4 protein-coding genes are annotated in these 5,452 nt (G+C 36.5%); all 4 read right to left on the reverse strand.

The features are described from left to right. Positions 1 to 318: 318 nt before the first annotated feature. Positions 319 to 1,533 carry an FAD-dependent oxidoreductase gene (locus AFK68_RS12550; RefSeq protein WP_094673105.1) on the reverse strand — a complete coding sequence of 405 codons (1,215 nt, stop codon included), beginning with the start codon at positions 1,531 to 1,533 and terminating at the stop codon, positions 319 to 321. Between the two features lie 641 nt (positions 1,534 to 2,174). Continuing rightward, a complete protein-coding gene (locus tag AFK68_RS12555) occupies positions 2,175 to 3,707 on the reverse strand; it encodes an NAD(P)/FAD-dependent oxidoreductase (RefSeq protein WP_246844150.1) in 1,533 nt (510 codons plus the stop codon). Between the two features lie 584 nt (positions 3,708 to 4,291). Beyond that, entirely contained in the window at positions 4,292 to 4,489 is a 198-nt protein-coding gene (locus AFK68_RS12560; protein WP_094673107.1) for a hypothetical protein, read from the reverse strand. Between the two features lie 298 nt (positions 4,490 to 4,787). Beyond that, positions 4,788 to 4,949: a hypothetical protein gene (locus AFK68_RS36685; RefSeq protein ID WP_168186435.1), complete on the reverse strand. Its 162-nt coding sequence runs from the start codon at positions 4,947 to 4,949 to the stop codon at positions 4,788 to 4,790. Positions 4,950 to 5,452: the final 503 nt, after the last annotated feature.

Here is a 5,452-nt window from a genome sequence, read left to right on the forward strand (position 1 = left end):
ATAATATCTTAAAATTAGCGACTTTGGAAATAGAAATTCCTTTCAACGAAATTTATCAAGAAGTAGATTTTTCAGAAAGTGAAGAGTAGCGATCGCTCTAATATTAAAAGCTATCTTTTTGTTTATATTTAATTAGAAATTAATTAGCGATCGAACTATATAAAACTATCCATATCGTTCTTTCTCAACCTATTAATTATGACGATACAGACTATTATTTGTGGGTGGGAGAAGTACAACTTCAACAGTTATCTGAAACAGTTTGCCAAGTCCGATCAAATGAGATATAAAGTTAATTAGAGTCGCCGTCTATAATTACTATGACAATAACTGGGCAACCCGGATAGCAGAAGTAATCGCCCCTTCATGCAACCCATCTCCTAGATAAGCTCCTGCATGATAAGTATTATTCTCTCCATTAGTAATAACAACTTCGTCTCTATATTCAAAAGCAGCAACGTTGTATAAAGGCGTTTCATGTTCCTGAATATGAACAATTTTCTCTGGAGCAAGCAAACGATCTATGTTAAATGCAAGACTGTATTGCTCAGAGGATGAAATTCCGCAAAGTTGGTTGAGATAAGCATTGTATCCCCAACCGTTTTCAGTTTGAAAAAAGTCAAATTCAGAAGATTTCTGAATACCATAACGCTCATACATCGACGTATCAAAATGGATAGTTGTTTTAGCGTGGTTTGCCTTCCAGAGGGAAAAGCGTTTGATTTCTGCCTCAGTCGGATCGGATAATAACTGGCGTACCTGATCGGGTGGTGTCGCAAAAACTACCTTGTCAAATCTTTGCGTCACTCCGTCCGACATCCGAATGTTTGCCGAATCAGCGGTTCGAGAAATTTCTTTAATTTCTGCATTGAGCCAAATCTTACCCCGAAAGCGATCGAGAATTTTTTCGATGTATGAATACACTCCGCCTTTAATTCGCACCCAACCCACAAAAATATAATCTCGGAGGGCAGGAATGGCTAATTCCGCAGGAAAATCGTCGATGGTCTCAAATGGCATTGAATAGCTATACATAGTCAGCAATTTCAGCCAACAATTACGAATACACTGGCGCTTTAAGTGTTGAGACATCGGATGATTATAAAAATCCTGCATTTTGGCAAAACGAGTTGTCACCCAAAATCCTGCCGAACGAGCATAAAGTGTATCAAGGCGCAGATACTCAAGCAGACGCTGAATACCTGTAAAATTTTTTTTGATCGTTTCTCCCGAAAGAAAATGACGACCATCTTGAAGAAATAAAGCGGAACCAATCTTGACGGGTTCCAATTCCACTTCCAACTCTTTCATTAAGTTGAGAAAGTTATGAAACTTAAGGGGAAATTCCAGGACACCCGATTCTAAAATTTGGTCACAGTTAGATTGATTGGGTTGAATATTTTTATTTAGGGTGCGAATATGTCCCCCCAAAATATTTTCTTTTTCTAAAAGTGTAACCTGATGACCTTGTTTATCAAGTAAGTATGCTGTGACTAAACCACTTGCTCCGCCACCAATAATTGCTATTTTCATTGTTTTATACCAAACTCAAAAAAGGTAGTTATATAAAATCCTGTTAAACAGTTATAGATTGGTTAAGTCGTAATTGAGTCAGGAGTCGTAGGGGCTTGCTGGCCATTCGCCCGTACAGGAGTCAGGAGGAGAGAGAATTACAAAGATGAGCGTAGTTATGACGATTGGGGAATTTTTTGATGTCCATAAGAGCGGATTGGATATTACATTCAAATCACCTAAAAAACTATACTATTAAAAGATTTGTACTCCTCCTCAAACCTAATCGCCAATACCTATAAATATGCTGGCTTTGGGGTGATATAATTCCTAGTCGCTGCTTTGTAGAAACCCGTAACACAACACCCAACACCTAATATCAAATTTGGATAAGCGTGTTATAATCCCCTAATGGACTGACACTTATGCAATGGTGCGTTACGACGGGTTGTTAAATACCGGATCGCAGCTTAGATTTTAGCCGTCTAACGCACCCTACTAGACCGACACAGCTAATGAGTGTGCATTAGATGATTGGGGTGGGGGCGGGTTTATCTGAATAATTGGTAACAATATTAACTTAACGCGGAACCCGCCCCTACTATTGCAACATTTTAGGTGTGTCATATCACTACAATAATGAAATTGGTATTATTTAATTGTTAATTCTTGGATAAAATTAAGTCTCCCGATAATCTTTGATACAAAATTGCTCCCGTCCAAAATGTAGGAGCAAATCCAGGATACCCAGAAGACGCATTACAAAAATAGAAGTTTTTTAAAGAAGTGTGATGATTGAGCCTACCTATTCCCATGTTATTAGGGGTTAAGCTAGAACCGTAAGAATTTCCTTGGGGACAACCACAAAAATGCTCGTTTGTTGTGGGAGTGCCAGTAATTTTGAAGACCAGATGCTTTCTGAAGTTGGGAATATAATGTTCTTCCATTACGTTCAGCATGGCATCTAAAATTTCTGTCTTTTTCTTTTGGTAGGCTTTTTTATCTTGTTCTTTCAGTTGCTTAAAGTAAGCATAATTAGCAACGGTCAAAAACTCAATAATCTGATATCCTTCCGGACAGTCTCGTTCCTCTTGGGTTAATAAAGTCGGAGTTGTAATTGCAAAAGAAGGGTTAGAAAAGTCGTGCTTTTCATACATTTGAATAAAGGCTTCATTCAAATTGCTATGCTCGCTATGAAAGGTATTCCATTCTCCAAATCCATAGTCTCGCAGATCGATATCTTTGACTGCACAGTATGCCACAAAGTTTGAGGGCGAATAATCATAATTGAGCTTTTTCTGTAGTGTTTTGGAGAATTTTTCCCACCCGATCGCCTGAGCAGCTTTTTTCGGGTCCATATTACAGATAATCGTTTCGGCGCTAAATTCCTCAGTTTTATTTTTGAGACGATTAATAGCTCGAACACCAGTCACCGTTTTATCCTTAAGGATAAAGTCAGTTACTTCATAATTATATAAAATATCACCACCATTTTCTTCAATAACCTTGACCAAAGAATCGATGGCAAACTCAAAATGTTTAGTTGGGTAAAAAGCGCCTTTTTGATATCCCGTAAATAAAATTACCCAAGCATAAAAAGATAGTTGTTCTGGAGGTAATAAAAAATCCGGCCATTGTAAGGCTAAAAGAGTTTGCGCTGCTTCGGGAAGATTAAAGCGATCAAACACATCTTGAAGGGTACTATGCAAATATTTTAAAGTACAGAAAACTGCTCCAATATTTTGGAATAAGTCAATAGCTTTAAGAGGTGGTGATAATATTTTTAACCCTTCACTGGTTTTTTCTACCTCTTCAATAAATTGACGCAAGCGAGGAGCATCAGCAGGAAATAAAGCCACAAGACGCTGAATTAATTCCTCAGATTTTGAGGGAATATCTAGTGAATAACCAGGCATTCTCATGTGGTCGAATCCATTACGATCGTAATTATTGAAAGTAACAACTCGATCTAAATTTAGCTTTTTGAGAACTCGATTAACACTACCTCCTTCTCCACAGTCCCAAACGTAATGAAGTTGTGCATTAAATTTATATTTTTTCGCCATCGTAAAGGTATGACCAAAACCTCCCGGATGTTCATGGGCCTCTAATATTCGGACTTGCTTACCGGATTTTGCCATTAGCGCTCCAAATACTAAGGCGGATAAACCACTGCCTACGATTAGATAATCCATTTTCATTTGAAAAATTTATCAAAATAGAGCTGTACATCTAACTATATAGTTAGGTTGCAACTTCTTCTATTCTAACTCTATGATTATGAAAATAGTGTTGAAAAATGTTAATTTTATCGGATTAAAAGGAGTAGTTTTATAGCATTTTCAGCAACACATCTTAATACTAAATTGTATTAGTTAAAAGTCAGGATATTGGTATATTATAGCTGTTTTTCAAAGTTTGTTTTTAGATTATTTCTTTATGAAACTTCACTTAATATAGCGCTACACATTAAGGTTAGGACATTTTAAATCCTGTTTGCGCAGCATGACCTAGGAAAACCCTTCTTTGACCATCTGCTGTTCCCTGTTCCCTAGCGCGTAGCGCTATAAAATATAACTGAGTTGAGAAGTCGGGTTGTTTTTTTTCCATCAAATATTTGTTGTATGTTCCTCTTGTTTGTAGTTGCGCTAAAGCGCCAAAAATTTATCAACACCTAGCACGGGAGCAAGATGCTCCCACTGCAGGCAAATAGCGATCGCTAAATTCTCAGAACAACATCTTCTGCATTGACTGTTGATAGAATTGAAAGTTGTCAGGTCTAGAAGAATAATGTCTCCCTGTCTATTGAATCTGTATTTCCCACATAGAAAAAATCTTCAGTAAAAACCATACCAAAAGGTCGATTTAATCCATTTTCTCCACTGGCAAAAAGTTGAGAAAAATCCGCTATACCATCCTCATCTGTATCGCGTAATAAAAGTATTTTATCCTGGAAAAGTGATGTTACTAATACCAATTACCAAAATAAATGCTATACTTGGGTAACATTTCAGTTATTAAATAATTAATACAGGCAACCAGGAATTATTCCCTAATTATTAGCCAGTTGATGTTAATTATTATTATGTGTACGGACGCCCTTATGCAACCTCCCTTCCCCAAACTTCCGTACGGACGCCCTTATGCAACGTCCCTACCCCACCCAATCAAATATAGCAAGATTTTTGAGAAATGGTATAATACNTGTTAATTATTATTATGTGTACGGACGCCCTTATGCAACCTCCCTTCCCCAAACTTCCGTACGGACGCCCTTATGCAACGTCCCTACCCCACCCAATCAAATATAGCAAGATTTTTGAGAAATGGTATAATACATCTCCAGTGGGAGTCAATCCTAACCAACGAGGATTTTGACTTTCAGGAAGAACATTATCAGCAAAAACATTAACAGTAAATCCATTTGGAACTTGCAAACTGGATTATTAGGAATTGGAATAAAATCAGCAGCATTACGAGCGCTATCAGTGGCAAAAGGTTCTGTTCATTAATGGATAATGGATAATTTAGAATTAATAATTACCTCTCCCTAAAAGGGATATGATTGACACTAATCAGGAAAAAATTTATTTTCTTTTCTTGAAATAAGAGGCTTCAAGGCGTGAATTATCTAATTATTTAATTGCTTAATTATTAATTATTTTGGCAATGAATCTAGAGAAATAAAAATATCCTCTAATTCCAAAGGTTCGGTTTCTATAAGTCCGTTGGTTAGCATTATGTTTAGAGATGTTTTAGTTTCTGAATATGGGTAATCAATATACCATCCTAAATTTCCCAAGCTAATGAAATATAAAGCTGCTTTTTATTACTACAAATCTACATTCTACTATTTTAGATCGAGCAGCAAATATACAATAAATTTAACCTTTTTTCTATCTTTTAATTTGATGACTATTTGATTAAGTTAATATTAAGT

This window comes from Hydrocoleum sp. CS-953 (assembly GCF_002260545.1).
GTDB lineage: Bacteria > Cyanobacteriota > Cyanobacteriia > Cyanobacteriales > Microcoleaceae > Trichodesmium.

Bases quoted from the DNA above. Each gene is read 5' to 3' on its own strand.
- AFK68_RS12550 (WP_094673105.1), bottom strand. From the start codon at position 1,533: ATGAAAATAGCAATTATTGGTGGCGGAGCAAGTGGTTTAGTCACAGCA.
- AFK68_RS12555 (WP_246844150.1), bottom strand. From the start codon at position 3,707: ATGGATTATCTAATCGTAGGCAGTGGTTTATCCGCCTTAGTATTTGGA.